The sequence below is a fragment of the Bacillus sp. JST-5 genome (assembly GCF_057747715.1).
The window spans coordinates 1-1,463 of the sequence record NZ_JBYLHW010000147.1; the positions used below are offsets into that span (position 1 = coordinate 1).

The following is a 1,463-nucleotide window of genomic DNA, read 5'->3' on the forward strand; positions in this document are numbered from 1 at the left end:
GGTTCTATGTCAAATGTTGGGGTTTAGGGGCTACCGCGCTTTCGTTTGGTGGCCTCTGAATCGTAGGATGGAATTTTTTCCATCCTACGATTCAGAGGGAATGAAAAGGTTCTCCCCTTATCCAACATGTGCTCCAAATTCCTTATACTTATGTGAAAGTAATATTCTTGCACGAGACCTTCTAAAATTTCTAAAACCAAATGCATTGCGTTTGATTACTTTTGTATGATTGTTGATTCCTTCTAAAAATCCATTCGATAAGTCATATACAAAACTATTTAATATTTCTATTTGCCAGGTTTTAAGCGTTTGAATGCTTTTTTTAAATTCAGGTAAACCTGATTTTTCCACTAATGCATAATCATAATACTCATATAACTTTTCTTTGGTTTGAGCGACCTTTTCACACCCATTTTGTTTCGCTTGTTTCAACCACTGGCAAAATTCCTCTTTTAATTGATAAGCCACTTTTAATTCTTCTGACATCTGACAATATCTATCTAAATACCAACGCTCTTTTTCGGTAAGGTTCTCGCTATTCTTGTAAAACACATGCCTCATCTTTTTACATTTCTTTCGATCATAGTCTCCCCAAGCTGATTGGACTCTTCTTCGAACTCCATCTAGTGCCCAATAAATATAGCGGCAAAAATGAAAGCGATCGGCCACGATAATCGGTCGGTTAAGGGCTTTTTTTACGGCTGCTTTAAAGGAATGGCTCATATCCATTACCACGATTTCTACTTTTGCCCCATATTTTCTTAGGTAGTTACTAATGGTTTTTTTTCTTCGATTCGGCAGGATATCAATCGGTTCTTTCGTTTCTCCATTGGCGATGATCAGTTGATACTTCCCTTCTTTTGTATCTCCCTTGTATTCATCAATGGCAATCATTCGTGGGAGTTCTTGTATATCCTCCAATTCTTTTTTAGCTAAATGGTCAAATCTCCGTATAATCGTCGATGTAGAGGCACCAAATTGTTCACCAATTTCTTTAAAAGTTTTAGCTTTGATACTTCTAATATTGACTGCTTGATTCCATTCCTTTGTGAATCTCTTATAACGTTCAACAAAGGTATTCTCCTCATAAAATCTTTTACCGCAAGCCTCACATTTATATCTTCGTTTCTTGTAGAATATATAACTTAACCGTTCAAACCACTTTAAATGCTTAATTTTTTGTATTCGATAATCATGGATTCTACGAGTTTTTTCTCCACAACCCGGACACTTATGAGATCTCACTTCCATTTCCACATAAATAGCGATCCGGTCTTCCACCTTATCCATTTTAGTAATCATTACATCTTCTAAACCAGGGATAAATATGTTATGATTCATTTGCACGCTTCTCCTCTCTTTTTCTTGTTTCTCGGCAATTCAAGTATAAGAGAAATTGGAGTATGCGTGCTTCTTTTTTGCTTTCAATTTGTTCTTAAACCCCAAAATTTAGTATAGAGCCA

Annotated in this window: 1 protein-coding gene; it reads right to left on the reverse strand. The window is 35.9% G+C overall.

Annotation, left to right across the window (positions count from 1 at the left end; genetic code table 11):
- Positions 1–117: 117 nt before the first annotated feature.
- Positions 118–1,341 carry an ISL3 family transposase gene (locus AC3ASS_RS14195; RefSeq protein ID WP_488284156.1) on the reverse strand — a complete coding sequence of 408 codons (1,224 nt, stop codon included), beginning with the start codon at positions 1,339–1,341 and terminating at the stop codon, positions 118–120.
- Positions 1,342–1,463: the final 122 nt, after the last annotated feature.

Coding starts and splice junctions, on each gene's coding strand:
- AC3ASS_RS14195 (WP_488284156.1), bottom strand. CDS start 1,341: ATGAATCATAACATATTTATCCCTGGTTTAGAAGATGTAATGATTACT.